This is a genomic window from Ramlibacter cellulosilyticus (assembly GCF_014297465.1).
Taxonomy (GTDB): domain Bacteria; phylum Pseudomonadota; class Gammaproteobacteria; order Burkholderiales; family Burkholderiaceae_C; genus Ramlibacter; species Ramlibacter cellulosilyticus.
The window spans coordinates 118,915-134,957 of sequence record NZ_JACORT010000014.1 but is presented as its reverse complement, the minus strand read 5'-3'; the positions used below and the strand labels follow the sequence as shown (position 1 = coordinate 134,957).

21 protein-coding genes are annotated in these 16,043 nt (G+C 66.5%); 13 read left to right on the top strand and 8 right to left on the bottom strand.

Annotated features, from left to right (window positions below; translation table 11 throughout):
* Window positions 1–334: 334 nt before the first annotated feature.
* From H8N03_RS24445 to H8N03_RS24385, 13 genes are all read left to right on the top strand, one after another.
* A complete protein-coding gene (locus H8N03_RS24445; RefSeq protein WP_187078852.1) occupies window positions 335–628 on the top strand; it encodes a hypothetical protein in 294 nt (97 codons plus the stop codon).
* Between the two features lie 516 nt (window positions 629–1,144).
* A complete protein-coding gene (locus H8N03_RS24440; protein ID WP_187078851.1) occupies window positions 1,145–1,516 on the top strand; it encodes a hypothetical protein in 372 nt (123 codons plus the stop codon).
* A 139-nt stretch (window positions 1,517–1,655) separates the two neighbouring features.
* Window positions 1,656–2,126, top strand: coding sequence for a hypothetical protein (locus H8N03_RS24435; RefSeq protein WP_187078850.1), 471 nt, complete (start codon window positions 1,656–1,658; stop codon window positions 2,124–2,126).
* 213 nt (window positions 2,127–2,339) lie between these two features.
* Complete coding sequence (locus H8N03_RS24430) at window positions 2,340–2,612, top strand: hypothetical protein (protein ID WP_187078849.1); 273 nt, start codon at window positions 2,340–2,342, stop codon at window positions 2,610–2,612.
* A gap of 138 nt (window positions 2,613–2,750) precedes the next feature.
* Complete coding sequence (locus H8N03_RS24425; protein ID WP_187078848.1) at window positions 2,751–3,023, top strand: hypothetical protein; 273 nt, start codon at window positions 2,751–2,753, stop codon at window positions 3,021–3,023.
* Between the two features lie 27 nt (window positions 3,024–3,050).
* The gene (locus H8N03_RS24420) at window positions 3,051–3,338 is read left to right on the top strand and encodes a hypothetical protein (protein ID WP_187078847.1); all 288 of its coding nucleotides are present in this window, start codon (window positions 3,051–3,053) and stop codon (window positions 3,336–3,338) included.
* Window positions 3,339–3,469: 131 nt separating this feature from the next.
* Window positions 3,470–3,613 carry a hypothetical protein gene (locus tag H8N03_RS24415; protein ID WP_187078846.1) on the top strand — a complete coding sequence of 48 codons (144 nt, stop codon included), beginning with the start codon at window positions 3,470–3,472 and terminating at the stop codon, window positions 3,611–3,613.
* A 43-nt stretch (window positions 3,614–3,656) separates the two neighbouring features.
* The gene (locus H8N03_RS24410; RefSeq protein WP_187078845.1) at window positions 3,657–4,085 is read left to right on the top strand and encodes a hypothetical protein; all 429 of its coding nucleotides are present in this window, start codon (window positions 3,657–3,659) and stop codon (window positions 4,083–4,085) included.
* 154 nt (window positions 4,086–4,239) lie between these two features.
* Window positions 4,240–4,725 (top strand): rod shape-determining protein, encoded by a 486-nt coding sequence (locus tag H8N03_RS24405; RefSeq protein ID WP_187078844.1) that lies wholly within the window; start codon window positions 4,240–4,242, stop codon window positions 4,723–4,725.
* Entirely contained in the window at window positions 4,725–5,186 is a 462-nt protein-coding gene (locus H8N03_RS24400; protein ID WP_187078843.1) for a VOC family protein, read from the top strand. The genes H8N03_RS24405 and H8N03_RS24400 overlap by 1 nt, the downstream gene beginning before the upstream one ends.
* 289 nt (window positions 5,187–5,475) lie before the next feature.
* Entirely contained in the window at window positions 5,476–5,814 is a 339-nt protein-coding gene (locus tag H8N03_RS24395) for a hypothetical protein (RefSeq protein WP_187078842.1), read from the top strand.
* On the top strand, window positions 5,811–6,206 hold the full coding sequence (locus tag H8N03_RS24390; protein WP_187078841.1) for a hypothetical protein: 396 nt from the start codon (window positions 5,811–5,813) through the stop codon (window positions 6,204–6,206). Before H8N03_RS24395 ends, H8N03_RS24390 begins: the two co-directional genes overlap by 4 nt.
* 90 nt (window positions 6,207–6,296) lie before the next feature.
* The gene (locus H8N03_RS24385) at window positions 6,297–6,758 is read left to right on the top strand and encodes a GNAT family N-acetyltransferase (protein ID WP_187078840.1); all 462 of its coding nucleotides are present in this window, start codon (window positions 6,297–6,299) and stop codon (window positions 6,756–6,758) included.
* Window positions 6,759–6,937: 179 nt separating this feature from the next.
* On the opposite strand, the gene H8N03_RS24380 is transcribed toward H8N03_RS24385, so the two are convergent.
* The 8 genes from H8N03_RS24380 to H8N03_RS24345 all read right to left on the bottom strand — a co-directional run bounded on the left by H8N03_RS24380 (window position 6,938) and on the right by H8N03_RS24345 (window position 15,982).
* Window positions 6,938–8,026 carry an AI-2E family transporter gene (locus tag H8N03_RS24380; RefSeq protein ID WP_187078839.1) on the bottom strand — a complete coding sequence of 363 codons (1,089 nt, stop codon included), beginning with the start codon at window positions 8,024–8,026 and terminating at the stop codon, window positions 6,938–6,940.
* Window positions 8,027–8,071: 45 nt separating this feature from the next.
* The gene (locus H8N03_RS24375; protein WP_187078838.1) at window positions 8,072–9,253 is read right to left on the bottom strand and encodes an ABC transporter substrate-binding protein; all 1,182 of its coding nucleotides are present in this window, start codon (window positions 9,251–9,253) and stop codon (window positions 8,072–8,074) included.
* A gap of 122 nt (window positions 9,254–9,375) precedes the next feature.
* Window positions 9,376–10,536, bottom strand: coding sequence for an ABC transporter substrate-binding protein (locus H8N03_RS24370; RefSeq protein WP_187078837.1), 1,161 nt, complete (start codon window positions 10,534–10,536; stop codon window positions 9,376–9,378).
* A gap of 33 nt (window positions 10,537–10,569) precedes the next feature.
* Window positions 10,570–12,426, bottom strand: a complete 1,857-nt coding sequence (locus tag H8N03_RS24365) for an AMP-dependent synthetase/ligase (protein ID WP_187078836.1) — start codon at window positions 12,424–12,426, stop codon at window positions 10,570–10,572.
* A 4-nt stretch (window positions 12,427–12,430) separates the two neighbouring features.
* Complete coding sequence (locus tag H8N03_RS24360; RefSeq protein ID WP_187078835.1) at window positions 12,431–13,228, bottom strand: ABC transporter ATP-binding protein; 798 nt, start codon at window positions 13,226–13,228, stop codon at window positions 12,431–12,433.
* Window positions 13,225–14,037: an ABC transporter ATP-binding protein gene (locus H8N03_RS24355; RefSeq protein WP_187078834.1), complete on the bottom strand. Its 813-nt coding sequence runs from the start codon at window positions 14,035–14,037 to the stop codon at window positions 13,225–13,227. Before H8N03_RS24355 ends, H8N03_RS24360 begins: the two co-directional genes overlap by 4 nt.
* The gene (locus H8N03_RS24350; RefSeq protein WP_187078833.1) at window positions 14,034–15,107 is read right to left on the bottom strand and encodes a branched-chain amino acid ABC transporter permease; all 1,074 of its coding nucleotides are present in this window, start codon (window positions 15,105–15,107) and stop codon (window positions 14,034–14,036) included. The genes H8N03_RS24355 and H8N03_RS24350 overlap by 4 nt, the downstream gene beginning before the upstream one ends.
* A complete protein-coding gene (locus H8N03_RS24345) occupies window positions 15,107–15,982 on the bottom strand; it encodes a branched-chain amino acid ABC transporter permease (protein ID WP_187078832.1) in 876 nt (291 codons plus the stop codon). The genes H8N03_RS24350 and H8N03_RS24345 overlap by 1 nt, the downstream gene beginning before the upstream one ends.
* Window positions 15,983–16,043 lie beyond the last annotated feature (61 nt).

Sequence of the window (16,043 nt, the reverse complement as noted above, 5' to 3'; positions counted from 1 at the left end):
TTGCTGTGACGCCGGCGAGGGAGCTTCCGGTGATCTGTCATGGTGTCCACCTAATTCTTGATGGACGCCATCCTTCCCGTCTATTCCGCAGCGCTCAAGGGTGGGATGGCCGGACGCTTACGACGCTTCCCCTACAGCATCGTGTACTACGTGGGTGATTCAGAGGTCCGCATCCTTGCCATCGCCCATCAGCGGCGCAGGCCTGGCTTTTGGAAGGGGCGGACATGAGTGCCATGCAGCTTCGGTCTAACAAGTCGATCGACACGGACGTCCTATCGGCCGGCTTCGCCGTCCTACTGTCCGCCGGTCATCTCCAACGTTAGACCTCACAATCATGAGCGCCGATCACGACAAGTTCCACTTCAGCATCACGTGCCAAACGGACGACCGCGCGGTACTCTTTTGCCTCCGCGCCTTGTGCCAGTTCGCCGAGGAGCACCCCAAGCCCCAGATCGGCTGGGGAGGTACCGGGAGTGCGGACTGGAAAAAGGCTAACGGCCAATTCAAGCTTCGTTTCACCAGCGCGGCCCACCGGGACATTTTCGTAGCCGAGGCTGAGCGTCTTCTTCGTGGCCGTTGGACGAAGGTGGGGGTGAATGACAACGACCCCGCCGAACCTCAAAGGTGAGCGCGGTGAGGTCTAACAGGTCGTTCGACTCGGACACGCTGCTGCAAGGCGCCGCGAGCCGTGCAGGTGAGCGTACGTCCCGCGGCGCCTTGCAGCAGCGTGCCGGTCAACTCCGACGTTAGACGGCATGAATCCCCGTACCTATTTGCGCCGAGTGTTCCTTCGCCTGCCCCTGGCCATTGCGGCCGCTTTCGGTTTCGCATTCTTCATTGTGGCTGGCATACTCGTTTCATCCTTGTTGCCCCCGCCGCGCGACCTTCATGCCGAGTGCCGGAAGCAGTGCGAACCGAGGTTCTCGCGCGTTGTTCCGGACAAGACCTACCCGATGTCGGCGAGGGGGACATACCGCCAGGTGTGTGAGTGCTATTGAATTCACGTGGTGGGCGCCACATGCGGTCTAACAGGTCGGTCGACCGGGACACATTGCAGCAAGGGGCCGCACAGTGCCGTTGGAAATCCTGCACCGCGCGGCCCCTTGCCCGCAACGTCCCAGTCACCTTCACGTTAGAGCTCACAATGATCGCCGTCTTTCGCCCCTGGCAAATCTCTACGCTGGCCCTTCTAGCGTTTGCGCTGGCGCTAGTCTTCGCGCGACCGCCCATAACGACTGTGGGGTTGGGCGTGGCCGTTGCGCTGGCCGTCGCGGTGCGTGTTGTTCTGGAGGCGTGGAGGCAAGGGCGCGGCGGCGATTTCGCGCAGCTCACGCGGATCGGCAAGCCTCTTGGATTTCTGGCCTTAGGCGTGGCCGGAGCAACGCTTCTGATCGAAATCCTCGTCCACGGCGACCACCCACTGGGTGCCCTTTTTGATTCCGTATTCGCGGCCGTCTTGTTGCTTGCCTTGGACGGCATCGTTCGCAAGGTTCTTGGCGAGAAGGGCAAGCGGTGAGCCCTAACAGGTCGGCCGAGCCGGACACGTCGCAGCCATGCGCCGCGAGGCGCCGGTGGATCTCCTGCACCTCGCGGCCCCTTGCCGCAACGTGCCGGTCACCTTTACGCTAAGCGTCTGAAACTCCGTGGGAGAGTCCATGAGTCTGCTTGCCGACGTGATGTCCTTCCTTGCTGCTGCGGGCCTCGGTCTGTTCGTGGGCGCGTTGTTGACCGAAGCGGTCGTGCTTGTTCCGATGTGGCGAGCGCTGGAGCCACGCGAGTTTTTCACCTTGCATGCGGCGCACGCGCATCGGCTCTACGCATTCTTCGCACCACTGACCGCAATCGCGACGATTCTTGTGATCGCTGCTGCAGCTACATCCATCGCCACGAACCGCTCGCCAGTTTCTGCATCGGTTGTCGCTGCTGTCCTTGCCTTGGTGATTCTTTCGACGTACGGGCTGTACTTCCGGCGCGCCAACGCCAGCTTTGCCGAAGCGAGCGTCACGTACGAGGCGCTGCCGGGGGAGCTGGCGCGTTGGGCAGCGTGGCATTGGTTTCGCACAATTGTCGGCTTGATGGCTCTCGCCTCGGCGTTGTTGGCGTTGCGCGGCGGGAGAAGCCTGTAGAACGTGAACCCGCTGCCTAACCTCCACAAACGAGCGCTCCGGGGAGGCCGGACGATGCCTTCCGCGGTGGAGCACGTGCATGCTTGATCTGCCGCCCAACAGGCCGTTCGACGCGGACACGCAGCGGCATTGCGCGGCCAGGCGTACAGGGGAGCATACGCCTGCGGCGCAACGCCGCTGCGTGCCGGTCAACTCCGACGTTAGCGCGCACCTGTGAGACAGCTCTTCGTATTCCTGGTGGTTTGTGGTCTCACCTACGGGGCGTATGCCTTGTGGTGCATCGGCGGCTTCTCGAAGCAGCAGCGCGACGAGATCGCACGAAAGGATGTTGAGCTGCAGGAGGAGATTCGCGCTGGCGGGTTCCGGGGTGCACTGTTCCGTGTCTGTGCACCGCTCTACTGGATGGTTGCGTTGCCTGTCCGCTCAGTCCCCGCTGCATTGGGATTGGCCGGCTTTCTGCTGCTCGTGGGATTTCTTGGGAGTTGAAGGCGCCATGTGCCGCGTGCGCGTGGCGGGTCTGTCGATTCGGACACGTTGCAGCAAGGCGACGCGAGGCGCCGTTGGATCTCCTGCACCCCGCGGCTCCTTGCCGCAACGTGCCGGTCACCTGTAGATTAGCCGCACATGGCTGCCTTTCTCTTGCTGGTCGCGGCCGGCCTTCTCTGGCTGGGTGTCGACGCACTCCTGCTCTCCCGTCACGGTTCACCCCCGAACCCGATCGAGAAGGACGAGATGATGTTCGGCAAGGCCCATCGGCGGCCGGTTCCAGACTACGTGCGTGCGTTCGCGGAACGGCGGTATCCGTTCGCGACGAGCGGATCCATGGCCTTCTACGGCTGGCTGTTCGTGGGGCTCGGGGTCGCCCTCGGCGCGTTCGCCGTAGGGCTCTGGGACTGACACCATGACGTCAGCCGGACGCCCATCATGACCCTCCGTGCCACGCCGATCACGGCTGCCCTCACCGGCGCCATTTCAGCCGTCCTCTGGCCCTTGGCGTGGTCCCGGTTCGGCGGCGCCGGCGCCTCCTTCAGCATGGAGTTGATGCTGGCCACCCTTCTCCTGATCGCGCTGCCGGCGCACGCCTTCGTGGTGGGCTTCGGCTACAGGCATGCGCCTGCCGCCGGAAAGCTGGATGTCGCGCTGCTCCAGCGGCTCGGGGCGTGGCTGCTGGCCGCCGCGGTCACGGCGGCAGTCATGGCGGCCGCCCGTTAAGACCCATGTCACCGTGGCTGCTGCTCGTTCTCACCGTAGCCTGTGCCGCGCTCACGGTGGACGCGTTCCGTGCTGGTGGGCCCGTGCAGGAGCCGCCCGTCCGGTCCTGGCCGCGGGGCTGGAAGCGCGGCATGGACCATGTCCCCCTGGCGGAGCAGGACCGCATCCATCGGCACCTTCGCTATCCGCTGCTCGGCGCCGGAGTTCTTGCCTGGATCTTCCTCGCGATGACGGTCCTGCTTGCCGTCCTCACCGTCCAGGGCTTCATCGGATGAAGCGCCGCCTCGCCCTGGGCGCCTGGCGGCAGGAGCGAACGCGATGACCTGGGGAATGTACGGCGCCTTCGTCTTCACCGTCGCGTTGCTCGTGTTCACCGCGTATTTCCTCCTGGGCGGGCTGCCCCTTCTCATCCTCCAGCACGATGTGCCCCTCGACGCGCGATTCGTCCGGTCGTTCTTCAACGTCTATTACAAGGTCGCGTTCTGGGCCGCCATGGGCGCAACCGTCAGCTATGCCTTGTGGGGGCGGATTGCCTTCGCGCTCGGCGCCGGCACGATTGCAGTCGTTGTCGCTGTCCTGAAGAAGCACTTCCTCCGTGCCATGGAGGACATCGGGGCCCAGATCGACGGCAGCGATACGGAGCCGATCCGGCGGTTCCGGCGGATGCACGGGGCCGCGTTGCTGATCAACGTTGCATTGCTGGTGATCCTGGTGTGGGGCACCATCCGGTTGTCGCAATCCATGTGAGCGGCTGGACCCTTTGCGGTTCCCTGCCTGGTCATGAGGCCGGTGCTGGAGGCGCTGTCGTGAAGCATGCCGTCGCGTGGCTGCTCCCGTGTTCCGGGTGGGGTGGGGCTTCGCAAGAGCTGACCGCCTGCGCATCGAGCTCTAACATGCGGGCATGCTGAACCTCAAGCCCGTTCTGTACATCCAGATCTCGCCCGAGCGCCTGACGGTCACGAACGCCAGGACAGGCGCGTCGATTTCCGAGGTGCCCGAGATCGCGATGGCTCCCGATGGGGAGCGCGTCGTCGCCATCGGCGCCGAGGCACGAACTGCAGCCGCGGCGGGTTCTGCGCGTGTCCTGAACCCGTTCGGCCATCCCCGCACGCTCATCTCCGATTTCACGGCTGCCGACCAGGTGGTGCGGGCGTTCGTGAAGCGCAGCTTCGCAGGCTCCGTGCAACTGATGAAGCCGCGCATCGTGATCCATCCGCTGGGGGACCCGGAGGGCGGCTTCACGCAGGTGGAGCGGCGCGCCATCCGCGAGCTCGCCGCGGGCGCCGGGGCGGGGCAGGTGGTCGTATGGACGGGGCGGCCCCTGACGAATGCGGAAGTCCTGGAATCGCGCTTTCCCGCCGGTGAGGGTGTGGCCGAGGAGACTTGATGACGGTCAAGCGCATGGACAACGTCGGCATCGTGGTGGAAGACCTCGAGGCCGCCATCGCGTTCTTCTCCGAGCTCGGCCTGGAGCTCGAGGGACGCGCCCCCATCGAGGGGGATTGGGCGGATGGCGTCACCGGCTTGCGCCACATGCGCGTGGAGATCGCGATGATGCGCACGCCGGACGGTCACGGCCGGCTCGAGATCTCGCGCTTCCTTGCACCGCCCGTGGTTGCCGATCACCGCAGGGCGCCGGTGAACGCTCTCGGGTACCTGCGTGTCATGTTCACCGTGGAGGACATCGACGATGCGCTGGTCCGGCTGGCCAGGCACGGCGCCGAGCTTGTCGGCGAAGTGGCGCAGTACAGGGACGCGTACCGGCTTTGCTACATCCGCGGTCCCGAGGGCATTCTCATCGGGCTCGCGCAGGAGCTCGGGGAGAACAAACATGGCCAGACTCGCTGACGTCGACCTGCAAGGAGCCGCACTTGCGCTCGGCAGTAGCCCCTCGGCAGGGGAGCGGTGTCTGGATCCCCTTCCTGCCGCTTATCTGGTTGATCCTCGCGGCGGAAGGCGCCGGGCTGAACTGGAAGCCGTACGCCTGGATTGCGCTCCCCGTCGCCGCGCAGGTCGCGTCTGCCCTGCTGGCGGGATCGCGCCGATCCCGAAGACCTCACGCTCCAGCGGAGAGGCCAGGAGGCGCGTTAGCCATCGTGGAAACACGATGCATCTTCCGACGCCATGGAGATGAACCGTGACAACCGCCACCCAGGCTGACCGCTACCGCGCCAGGATGCTGCGCGGGCTCGTTCGTGCGCTGGACGACGAGGAAGCCCACTTGCGCCGCCATCGCCGCATGGCCGGTGCGTGCAGCGTGGCGGGCGCACTTGTCTTCACGCTCGCGCTCTTCGCAGCGGCAGCCGGAAGCGATGCCGCGGGGCCGTGGCTTGTCGTTGCGGGTGCCGTTGGCGGTGTCTTCCTCGGCCTGGCGCTTTTCTACCATTCCTCCGTCGAGCAATGGCCGGTGAACCGTGAATTCCTGGATGTCGACGCGATCCGGGAGGCGGCGCGGCGGCAGGCGGAAGCGCAGTGAACATCCGCATCGGCATGTTCGCCTGCCCCTCCTGCCAGGCACCGTCCATCTCCCTGTGGCGCAAGGTTGGCGCCACGGATACCTTCCCCGCCAGGTGCGCCCGCTGCAACGGCCTCAGCTTCGTCTCCGCCTGGGCCCATTTCGCGGGGGCGTTCGTGGCGGAAGGCCTGTTGTGGGGCGCGGCGATCGCCGCGCTCCTGGCGAAAAGCTGGGCGCTGCTCCTGCTCTTTCCCGTCGGCCTGGTGGCGTGGTCGGCCCTCGTCGGCGCTGTCTTTCCGTTGCGACCGATCGCCCGTGGCGAGGTACGGCGTGCCCGCCGCAAGACGGCGGCGCTTCTTGGCGGCGGGGCGGTGCTTCTGGCGGTGATCGCGCTGGTTGCCGCGCGGTGGTGACCACGGAGGCCAAGCCAGGCCATGTTCGCCATTCGGCGGATGGCACTTCCGCCCGCGGCTGGACACACTCCCCGCGCAGGAGACCCACCCATGCACATCCGCGTCGACGACCTGCGCGGCCCCGAGATCCGCGCGCTGCTCGAGGAGCACCTGCGCAACATGCACGCCATCTCGCCGCCGGAGAGCGTGCATGCCCTGGACCTCCAGGCGTTGCGCCATCCGGCGATCACGTTCTGGACGGCGTGGTCGGGGGCGGACCTGCTCGGATGCGGGGCGCTCAAGGCGCTGGATGCCTCGCACGGGGAGGTGAAGTCCATGCGCACGGCAAGCGCGCATCGACGCAAGGGCGTGGCGCGCGCGATGCTGGAGCGGATCATCTCCGAGGCGCGCAGCCGCTCGTATGCGCTCTTGAGCCTGGAGACGGGCTCGCAGCCCGAGTTCGCGCCGGCGCGGAAGCTGTACGAGAGTTTCGGGTTCGCGTATTGCGGGCCATTCGAGGATTACATGGAGGATCCGAACAGCGTGTTCATGCAGCTTCGGCTGGGGCGGTGAACGCTGGGGTTCGCTGGCGCGAAACCCAGCCTACGGAATGCCAGCCCGCGGGAATGCCAGCCCACGGGAGTGCCAGCCCACGGGAATGCCGGCCCGTGGGAATGCCAGCCCAGGGGAATGCCAGCCCACGTAGCTGCCGGGCGTAGGCTGGGTTTCGCGAAGCGAACCCCAGCGCCCCTTCACCGCCCCGTCGGCGCCGCGGGCTGCTGCCGCACCGAAGCCAGCATGTCCCAGCTGACCAGGAACACCGCGGCGATCACGGGGCCGATCACGAACCCGTTGAGGCCGAACACCACGATGCCGCCCAGGGTGGCGATCAGGATCAGGTAGTCGGGCATGCGCGTGTCCTTGCCGACCAGGATGGGGCGCAGGAAGTTGTCCACGAGGCCGATCACCAGCGTTCCCCAGGCGACCAGGCCGAGCGCCTTGACGATCTCGCCCGTGAAGAAGAAGTAGATCGCCACCGGCGCCCACACCATCGCGGCGCCCACGGCCGGCAGCAGCGACAGCAGCGCCATCACCGCGCCCCACAGCACTGCCCCGGGCAAGCCCAGCACCCCGAAGGCGATGGCGCCCAGCGCGCCCTGGACCAGGGCCACGACGATGTTGCCCTTCACGGTGGCGCGCACCACGGTGGCGAACTGCGTGAGCAGCCGCCGCGTGTGCTGCGGATGCAGCGGGATCGCACGCCCGACCGACTCGGTCAGCCGCTCGCCGTCGCGGAACAGGAAGAACAGCAGGTACAGCATGACGAAGAAGGCCACGATGAAGTCCAGCGTCACCTGCCCGATGCCCACCACGCGCGTCGTCAGCGCCTGGCCGCTGCCGCCGAGGATGGCCAGCACCTTCTGCTGCAGCAGCGAGAAGTCCGTGATGCCGAAGCGGGCCAGCATCGCGTGCGCCCAGGTCGGCAGGGCCTGCACCGCGCGCTGGAAGTACGTGGAGACCTGGATCTCGCCGGAACGCATCTTCTCCACGAGCACCGAGGCTTCCTGCGTGATCGACGCGGCCAGCATCGCGAAGGGCAGGATCACGATCAGCAGGATCACCGTCAGGGAGGCGAGCGCCGCCATGTTGGGCCGGTTGTGGCTGCCGTGCAGGAAGCGCCGGTGCATGGGCCAGAACACGATGGCGATGAAGATCGCCCAGCACACCGCGCCGAAGAAGGGCCACAGGATCAGCGCGAACAGCGCCGTGGCCGCCAGCACCAGGAACAACAGCGCCTTCGACTCGAGCTCGGGGTTCTTGAGCGGGTTGGGCGTACTCATCCAATCGAGCGTACCAACAAACAAGCCGCCCGTGGGCGGCTTGTGTCACGGCGCAGGCGCCGGTCGCACGTAGTCCGACACCACCTTCCAGCGCCCGTCCTGGATCTGCGACAGGCGCGACAGGTCGCTGCCCAGCCGCTTGCGCGGCCCGAAGCTCGCCTCGGGGCTGCCGAAGATGTCCTGCCTGACCACGAGCGTGTCCATGGCCTGGATGAAGCTGTCGGTCGTGAGGTTGGGCCCGGCCTTCTGCGCGGCGGCGATGAAGGCGTCCATGATGTTGTACGCATACGCCGAGAACACGCTCGGGTCCTCGTTGAACTTCGTCTTGTACTTGTTGGCCCAGAAGCGCATGGGCTGCGAGGCTTCATCGAGGTAGGGGTGCGCGGTGGTGTGGGTGGCGTAGAAGCCGTCCATGGCCTTGCCTCCCAGCTTGTGGATCAGGTCCGTGTACGCGGCCGCGGAGCCGAGGAACACGGGGTTGTAGCCGGTCTTGCGCGCCTCGCCGATGGTGCCGATGGTCTCGCGGATGATCGTGCCCAGCACCACCAGGTCGCAGCCGGAGGACTTGAGCTTCGCCACCTGCGAAGAGAAATCGGTGGCGCCGCGCTTGTACGTGGTCTTCTCGGCCAGGTCCATCTTCACGACCTTCAGCCCGGCCTCCACGCCGCGCAGCACTTCCAGCCCGAACTCGTCGTCCTGGTAGAGGGCGCAGACCTTCTTCGCGCCTTTCTCCTGCACCAGGCGCGGCAGCGCGGCGCGGATCTGGTCGTAGTAGGAGGAGAGGAAGGCGAACTTGAGCCGGTGGAAGGGCTCGTACATCTCCCGCGCGGCGGTGAGCGGCATGTAGTTGATGACGTTCTTCTCGAACTGCACCGGCATGGCGGCCATGTTCTGCGCCGTGCCGATGTGGCCGACCATCGCGAAGATGCGGTCCTGGTTCACCAGCTTCTGCGCGGCGAGCACGGCGCGCTTGGGGTCGTAGCCCGAGTCCTCCACCAGCAGGCGGATCTTGCGTCCGTGGACGCCGCCCTGCTCGTTGATCTCGTCGGCGCGCAGCTGCAGGCCCATGCGCGCCTGCTTGCCGAAGGCGGCGATCGGGCCGGAGAGGTCCTGGATGCTGCCCAGCACGATCTCGTTCTTCGTCACGCCCTGGGTGGGCGTCTGCGCGGCGACCGCGGTGGCGGCGAGCACCAGGACGACGAGCACCAGGATGGCTTTGCGCTGCATGGCCGGCTCCTTCGCGAGAACCTTGGTTTTCGGATTGTTCTCCTGCGTGCGCGGCGCAGGGGCAGGGGTTTCCATGAAAAAGGCCGCCCGGGGGCGGCCTTTGCTCGTCCGTGCGGTGGGCCTTACTTGCCGTAATCGCTCACCACCACCCACTTCCCGTCCTTGATCTGTGACAGCCGCGACAGGTCGTTGCCCAGGCGCTTGGTGGCGGTATACGTCGCCTTCGGGCTGCCGAACATGTCCGGCTCGAAGGTCATGGTGTCCATCGCCTTCACGAAGCTGTCGGTCGTGAGGTTCGGGCCGGCCTTCTGCGCCGCCTTGATCAACTGGTCGATGATGATGTAGCCGTAGACCGAGAACACCGTCGGGTCCTCGTTGAACTTCGTCTTGTACTTGGTCGCCCAGAAGCGGATCGGCTGCGAGGCTTCGTCCAGGTACGGGTGCTGCACCGTCATGGTGGCGTACAGGCCGTCCATGGCCTTGCCGCCCAGCTTGTGGATCAGGTCGGTGTACGCGGCACTGGAGCCCAGGAAGATCGGGTTGAAGCCGGTCTTGCGCGATTCGCCGATCGTGCCGATGGTCTCGCGGATGATGGTGCCCAGCACCACCAGCTCGCAGCCCGAGGACTTCATCTTCGCGACCTGCGAGCTGAAGTCGGTGGCGCCGCGCTTGTACGTCGTCTTCTCGGCCACTTCCATGCCGATGGACTTCAGCCCCGCCTCCGCCCCGCGCTGCACTTCCAGGCCGAAGTCGTCGTCCTGGTAGATGGTGCAGACCTTCCTGACGTTGCGCTCCTTCACCATCTTCGGCAGCGCCTGGCGGATCTGGTCGTAGTAGGTGGCGGCGAAGGAGTACTTCAGCTTGTGCAGCGGCTCGTACATCTCGCGCGCGGCCGTGATGGGCATGAAGTTCACGACGTTCTTCTCGAACTGCACCGGCATGGCGGCCATGTTCTGCGCCGTGCCCAGGTGGCCGGCGACGATGAACACCTTGTCCTGGTTCACCAGCTTCTGCGCCGCCAGCACCGCCTTCTTCGGGTCGTAGCCGTCGTCCTCGACCACCAGCTTGAGCTTGCGCCCGTGGATGCTGCCCTGCTGCTCGTTCAGTTCGTCGATGCGCAGCTGCATGCCGTTGCGCGCCTGCTTGCCGTAGCCCGCCAGCGGGCCGGAAAGGTCCTGGATGGTGCCGATCAGGATCTGGTCCTTGGTCACGCCCTGCTGTTGTGCGAAGGCCGGCAGGGCCGCGAGCGCGCACGAGAGGGCGAGGGTGCACTTCAACTTCATCGAACGTCTCCTTGGTGGTTCGTGTGGAAAGGGTCAGGCATACATCGCCTCGATCTGCGGTGCGTACTTCGCCTGCACCAGCTTGCGTTTGAGCTTCATCGTGGGCGTCAGCTCCTCGTCCTCGGCGGAGAGCTGCGTGTCGAGCAGGAAGAACTTCTTCACCTGCTCCACGCGCGCGAACTTGCGGTTCACGCGGTCGATCTCGGACTGGATCAGCGCCTGCACCTCGGGGGCCCGGGTGAGGCTCGCATAGTTGGAGAAGGGCACGTCGTGGTCCTGCGCGTACTTCTCCACGTTCTCCTGGTCGATCATCACGATCGCGGTGAGATAGGGGCGGCGGTCGCCGATCACCACGGCGTCGGTGATGTACGGCGAGAACTTGAGCTCGTTCTCGAACTCGCTGGGCGTCACGTTCTTGCCTCCCGCGGTGATGATGATGTCCTTCATGCGGTCCGTGATGCGGAAGAAGCCTTCCGCGTCCACGCCGCCGACGTCCCCGGTGCGCAGCCAGCCGTCCGCGGTGAAGGTCTCCGCCGTCTTCTCCGGCTGGTTCAGGTAGCCCATGAACACGTTGGGCCCCTTCACCTGGATCTCGCCCGTGGCGGGGTCGATGCGCACCTCGTTGTAGCTGGCCGCGGGGCCGATGGAGCCGGGCTTGATGCGCGTGGCCGGGATGCCGGTGGCGGCGCCGCAGGTCTCCGTCATGCCCCAGACCTCCAGCATCGGCACGCCCAGGGCCAGGTACCACTTCACCAGCTCCGGCGATATCGGTGCCGCGCCGGTGACGAGGAAGCGCGAGCGATCGATGCCGATCATCTTGCGCACGTTGGAGAGCACGAGCGCGTCGGCGGCCGCGTACTGCAGCTTCAGCGAGGCGGGCACCGGCTGGCCCTGGAGCACGCGCTCGGCGATGCGGGTGCCCACGCCGATCGCCCACGCGTACGCGCGCTGCTGCAGGCCGCTCGCTTCCTTCAGCCCGATCATCACGCCCGAATAGAACTTCTCCCAGACGCGGGGCACGGCGGTGAACACCGTCGGCGCGATCTCGCGCACGTTCTCGGGCACCGTCTCCGGGTTCTCCACGAAATTGAGCTTCGCCCCCGTGTAGAGCGAGAAGTACTCGCCGCCCAGGCGCTCCGCGATGTGGCAAAGCGGCAGGAAGCACATGCACTCGTCGTCGGCGCTGCGGGCGATGAGCGTGTTGTAGCCGCGAACCGTGTAGACCAGGCCCGCGTGCGAGTGCATGGCGCCTTTCGGCTTGCCCGTGGTGCCGGAGGTGTAGACGAGGATCGCCAGGTCCCCGGGCTTCACCTGGCCCACGCGCTGCATGACTTCGTCCGGATGCTGCGCCAGGTAGTCGCGGCCCATGCGGCGCAGTTCGTCGAGGCTGGTCACCATGGGGTCGCGCAGGTCGCGCAGGCCTTTCATGTCGAAGACGACGATCCTGCGCAGGCGTGGAAGCCGGTCGCGCACTTCCAGGGCCTTGTCCAGCTGCTCGTCGTCCTCGACGAAGAGGATGGTCGTGCCCGAATCCTCGCAGAGGTACTGCACCTGCGCCGGCGCGTCCGTGGGGTAGATGCCGTTGGACACGCCGCCGCAGGAGAGCACGGCGAGGTCGGCGAGCACCCATTCGATGACCGTGTTGGAGAGGATGGACGCGGTCTCGTGCGGTGCGAAGCCCAATGCCAGCAGGCCACCGGCCACCTCGCGCACGGCCTCGCCGGTCCGCGCCCAGGTCCAGCTCCGCCAGATGCCCAGGTCCTTCTGCCGCATCCACACGTCGGGCCCGCGCTGCGCCACCCCACTCCAGAACATCGCGGGAATGGTGTCGCCCTCCAGCAGGTTGCGGGTCTCGGGCTGGATGTGGGAGAGGTTCCAGAGCTGCTTCATGGCTTCACCTCCACGTCTTCTTCTTCTTCCACCGCCGCTCCCCGCGCACCCCCGCTTCCTTCATCCCGAGGTAGAACTCCTTGATGTCTTCCTTCTCGCGCAGGCGCGCGCAGGTGTCTTCCATCACGATGCGGCCGTTCTCCAGCACGTAGCCGTAGTCGGCCGCGTTCAGCGCCATGTTGGCGTTCTGCTCCACCAGCAGGATGGTCGTGCCGCGCTCGCGGTTGATGCGCACCACGATCTCGAAGATCTCCTTCGTGAGCTTGGGCGAGAGGCCCAGGCTGGGCTCGTCCAGCAGGATCAGGTCCGGCGACGCCATCAGCGCGCGCGAGATGGCCAGCATCTGCTGCTGGCCGCCGGAGAGCAGTCCGGCGTCCTGCGCGGAGCGCTCCTGCAGGATGGGGAAGTAGCGGTACACCGCCTCCATGTCGCGCGCCACGCCGTCGCGGTCCTTGCGCGTGTACGCGCCCATCACCAGGTTGTCGTGCACCGACAGCAGCGGGAACACTTCGCGGCCTTCCGGCACGTGCGACAGGCCCTGCTGCACGATGTAGGCCGGGTCGCGCGCGGTGATGTCGTCGCCCTTGAACTCTATGCTGCCCTTGCGCGGGTCGATGATCCCGGAGATGGTCTTGAGGATGGTCGACTTGCCCGCGCCGTTGGAGCCGAGCACGGTGGCGATCTCCCCGCGGCGCACCTGCAGGCTGACGCCGCGGATGGCCTTGATCGGGCCGTAGGCGCTTTCCACGTTCAGGAGCTTCAGCACCGGCTGGTCGCTGATGGCGGGCGGGTTGGCACTCATGCCACAGGCTCTCCATGCAAGCGGCGCAGCGAGGAAACGTCCTCCGCCGAACCGAGATAGGCCTCCACCACGCCCGGGTGCCCTTGCACTTCGGCGGGCGTGCCCAGCGCCAGCACTTCGCCCTGGTTCATGGCCAGCACGCGGTCGCTCACCTTGGACACGAGGCTCATGTCGTGTTCCACCATCAGGACCGTGATGCCCAGCTCCTGCTGGATGTCCTGGATCCAGAAGGCCATGTCCTCCGTTTCCTCCACGTTCAGCCCGGAGGAGGGCTCGTCCAGCAGCAGCAGCTTGGGTTCGGTGCACAGGGCACGCGCGAGTTCCACCACCTTGCGCACGCCGTAGGGCAGGCCGGCGACCATCGCCTCGCGGTGGTGCTGCAGGTCCAGGAGGTCGATCACCTGCTCGACCTTCTCGCGCGCCGCGATCTCCGCCGCGCGCGCCTTGGGCGTGAAGAACATGTCGGCGAAGAGGCCCGTCCGCCGGTGCGTGTGGCGCCCGATCAGCAGGTTGTGCAGCACCGAGGCGTGCTCGAAGAGCTCGATGTTCTGGAAGGTGCGGGCGATGCCCAACGACGCGATGCGGTGCGGCGGCTGCGCGGTGAGCGGCTTGCCTTCGAATTGGATCGTGCCCGTGGTGGGGTTGTAGATGCGGCTGATCAGGTTGAACACCGTGGTCTTGCCGGCGCCGTTCGGGCCGATCAGCGTGAAGACCTCGCCGCGCCGCACATCGAAGCTCACCTTGTTCACCGCCAGCACGCCGCCGAAGCGCACGCTGAGGTCTCTGGCGGAGAGGAGGACGTCGCTCATCTGAGGCGATCCGATTTCTGGAAGGACTTCTGCCGCTTGAACAGGCCCTTGCGGTAGAACGGGAACAGCTGCAGGTAGGTCCGCACCTTGAGCCAGCGGCCGTAGAGGCCCAGCGGCTCGAACAGCACGAAGGCGACCAGCACTGCGCCGTACACCACGGCCTTGAGCCCCGGCGCCTGGCCGATGCTCTCCGGCAGGTAGTCCTTCACCGCGCTGATCGCCTGCGGCAGCCCGATGAGGAAGATCGCGCCCAGGAAGGCGCCATGGATGGAGCCCAGGCCGCCGATCACCACCATCAGCAGCAGGTCGATGGACTGGATGATGTTGAACTGGTCGGGGGAGAGGAAGCGGATCTGGTGCGCATACAGCGCGCCGCCGATGCCGGCCAGCGCCGCCGACAGCGCGAAGCTCAAGGTCTTGTAGCGCGCGAGGTGGATGCCCATGCTCTGCGCGGAGATCTCGGAGTCGCGGATCGCGACGAAGGCGCGGCCGGTGGGCGAGCGCAGCAGGTTCAGGCAGCCCAGCGTGGCGAGCACCGCGAGCGCGAGGCACAGGTAGTAGAAGGACGCACCGGTGTCCGCCGTCCAGCCGAACATCTTGGCGGAGCCCACCGTCTTGCCTGCGTTGCCGCCGGTCACGCTCTCCCAGCGTGCGAACACTTCCTCCACGATGAAGCCGAAGGACAGCGTCGCGATGCCCAGGTAGATGCCTTTCACGCGCAGCGCCGGCAGTCCCACCACCACGCCGACCGCCGCCGAGAGCACCGCGCCCACCAGCAGCGCGAAGGGGAAGTGCCAGCCCAGGCCGGTCAGCACCGCCTGCGCGTAGGCCCCCACGCCGAAGAAGGCCGCATGGCCGATCGAGAACAGTCCCGTGAAGCCGGCCAGCAGCATGAGGCCCAGGCCCACGATGCCGTAGATCAGGATGAACGTGAGCTGCGACAGCAGGTACTCCGGCAGCAGCGGTGCGAGCAGCAGCAGCGCCAGCAGCAACCCGTACCAGAACACGTGCCCGCCGTGCTTCGCCAGCCGGATGTCCTGCGCGTAATCTGTCTTGAAGAGGAAGCGCATCAGACCTTCTTTCGCAGCTTCTCGCCGAAGAGGCCATTCGGCAGCACGACCAGCATCACCAGCACCACGATGTACGCCGCGATGTCCTTGAAACCCTCCGGCAGGTAGAATCCGGCCAGCGACTCCACCACGCCGATGATCAGCCCGCCCACGATCGCGCCGGGCAGGCTGCCGAAGCCGCCGACCACCGCCGCGGGGAAAGCCTTGAGGCCGATGAAGCCCATGTTGGCGTGCACGAAGGTGATGGGCGCGAGCAGCAGCCCCGCGATGGCCGCGACCGCGGAGGCCAGGCCCCACACGAGGCTGTTCAGGCGCTTCACCGGGATGCCCATGTAGTAGGCGGCCAGCTGGTTCTGCGACGCGGCCTGCATGGCGATGCCGACCTTGCTGTAGCGGAACACGGCAAAGAGCAGGGCGCAGAGCACCGCCGTCACGGCGATCACCACCATCTGCTCCACGTTCAGCACGAGGCCGCCGGCGTTCCAGACCTGGTCCTTGTACGGCACCGCGAGCGTGTGCGTCTCGGTGCCGATGCCGGGGATCATGGTGATCAGCCCGCGCGCGACGTAGCCGATGCCGATGGTGAGCATCACGATGGAGAAGGCGGGCTGCCCCAGGATGGGGCGGATGACGGCGGTCTCGAGCACCAGGCCGAAGACGGCCATGCCCGCGATCGCGCAGGGCACGGCGAGCCAGAACGGGAAGCCCATGAGCGTCATCGCGGCGAGGCCGAAGAACGCCCCCAGCATCATGAGCTCGCCCTGGGCGAAGCTGACGGTCTCCGTCGCCTTGTAGATCAGGACGAAACCCAACGCGATGAGCCCGTAGATGCAGCCCTGGGCGACGCCGCCGATCACCAGTTGCAGGAATTGCACGCGCTTGCCTCTTCTTCCGTGGCGCAAGGCGTTATAGCCGTGGTGCGGCGCCGGGCGTCAC

Excerpts from the sequence above, each read along its gene's own strand:
- H8N03_RS24445 (WP_187078852.1), top strand. The coding sequence starts at position 335 with ATGAGCGCCGATCACGACAAGTTCCACTTCAGCATCACGTGCCAAACG.
- H8N03_RS24440 (WP_187078851.1), top strand. The coding sequence starts at position 1,145 with ATGATCGCCGTCTTTCGCCCCTGGCAAATCTCTACGCTGGCCCTTCTA.
- H8N03_RS24435 (WP_187078850.1), top strand. The coding sequence starts at position 1,656 with ATGAGTCTGCTTGCCGACGTGATGTCCTTCCTTGCTGCTGCGGGCCTC.
- H8N03_RS24425 (WP_187078848.1), top strand. The coding sequence starts at position 2,751 with ATGGCTGCCTTTCTCTTGCTGGTCGCGGCCGGCCTTCTCTGGCTGGGT.
- H8N03_RS24420 (WP_187078847.1), top strand. The coding sequence starts at position 3,051 with ATGACCCTCCGTGCCACGCCGATCACGGCTGCCCTCACCGGCGCCATT.
- H8N03_RS24415 (WP_187078846.1), top strand. The coding sequence starts at position 3,470 with ATGGACCATGTCCCCCTGGCGGAGCAGGACCGCATCCATCGGCACCTT.
- H8N03_RS24410 (WP_187078845.1), top strand. The coding sequence starts at position 3,657 with ATGACCTGGGGAATGTACGGCGCCTTCGTCTTCACCGTCGCGTTGCTC.
- H8N03_RS24405 (WP_187078844.1), top strand. The coding sequence starts at position 4,240 with ATGCTGAACCTCAAGCCCGTTCTGTACATCCAGATCTCGCCCGAGCGC.
- H8N03_RS24400 (WP_187078843.1), top strand. The coding sequence starts at position 4,725 with ATGACGGTCAAGCGCATGGACAACGTCGGCATCGTGGTGGAAGACCTC.
- H8N03_RS24385 (WP_187078840.1), top strand. The coding sequence starts at position 6,297 with ATGCACATCCGCGTCGACGACCTGCGCGGCCCCGAGATCCGCGCGCTG.
- H8N03_RS24380 (WP_187078839.1), bottom strand. The coding sequence starts at position 8,026 with ATGAGTACGCCCAACCCGCTCAAGAACCCCGAGCTCGAGTCGAAGGCG.
- H8N03_RS24375 (WP_187078838.1), bottom strand. The coding sequence starts at position 9,253 with ATGCAGCGCAAAGCCATCCTGGTGCTCGTCGTCCTGGTGCTCGCCGCC.
- H8N03_RS24370 (WP_187078837.1), bottom strand. The coding sequence starts at position 10,536 with ATGAAGTTGAAGTGCACCCTCGCCCTCTCGTGCGCGCTCGCGGCCCTG.
- H8N03_RS24365 (WP_187078836.1), bottom strand. The coding sequence starts at position 12,426 with ATGAAGCAGCTCTGGAACCTCTCCCACATCCAGCCCGAGACCCGCAAC.
- H8N03_RS24360 (WP_187078835.1), bottom strand. The coding sequence starts at position 13,228 with ATGAGTGCCAACCCGCCCGCCATCAGCGACCAGCCGGTGCTGAAGCTC.
- H8N03_RS24355 (WP_187078834.1), bottom strand. The coding sequence starts at position 14,037 with ATGAGCGACGTCCTCCTCTCCGCCAGAGACCTCAGCGTGCGCTTCGGC.
- H8N03_RS24350 (WP_187078833.1), bottom strand. The coding sequence starts at position 15,107 with ATGCGCTTCCTCTTCAAGACAGATTACGCGCAGGACATCCGGCTGGCG.